This window comes from Streptococcus sp. SCPM-O-B-15277 (M60), from assembly GCF_058200335.1.
Map to the genome: position 1 here is coordinate 1 of NZ_JBYQGR010000017.1, position 257 is coordinate 257.

General features: G+C 53.3%; 3 tRNA genes. All 3 read left to right on the forward strand.

The features are described from left to right. The first annotated feature begins 1 nt into the window (after position 1). The 3 genes from AC3E9F_RS08475 to AC3E9F_RS08485 all read left to right on the forward strand — a co-directional run bounded on the left by AC3E9F_RS08475 (position 2) and on the right by AC3E9F_RS08485 (position 256). Positions 2 to 91, forward strand: a tRNA-Ser gene (locus tag AC3E9F_RS08475). A 14-nt stretch (positions 92 to 105) separates the two neighbouring features. Continuing rightward, positions 106 to 179 (forward strand) — tRNA-Met (locus AC3E9F_RS08480). Between the two features lie 4 nt (positions 180 to 183). Beyond that, positions 184 to 256, forward strand: a tRNA-Phe gene (locus tag AC3E9F_RS08485). Position 257 lies beyond the last annotated feature (1 nt).

Genomic DNA, 257 nt, shown 5'->3' on the forward strand with positions numbered 1-257 from the left:
TGGAGGATTACCCAAGTCCGGCTGAAGGGAACGGTCTTGAAAACCGTCAGGCGTGTAAAAGCGTGCGTGGGTTCGAATCCCACATCCTCCTTTATTTATTATTAACGCGGGATGGAGCAGCTCGGTAGCTCGTCGGGCTCATAACCCGAAGGTCGTAGGTTCAAATCCTGCTCCCGCAATATTGGCTCGGTAGCTCAGTTGGTAGAGCAATGGATTGAAGCTCCATGTGTCGGCGGTTCGATTCCGTCTCGCGCCAT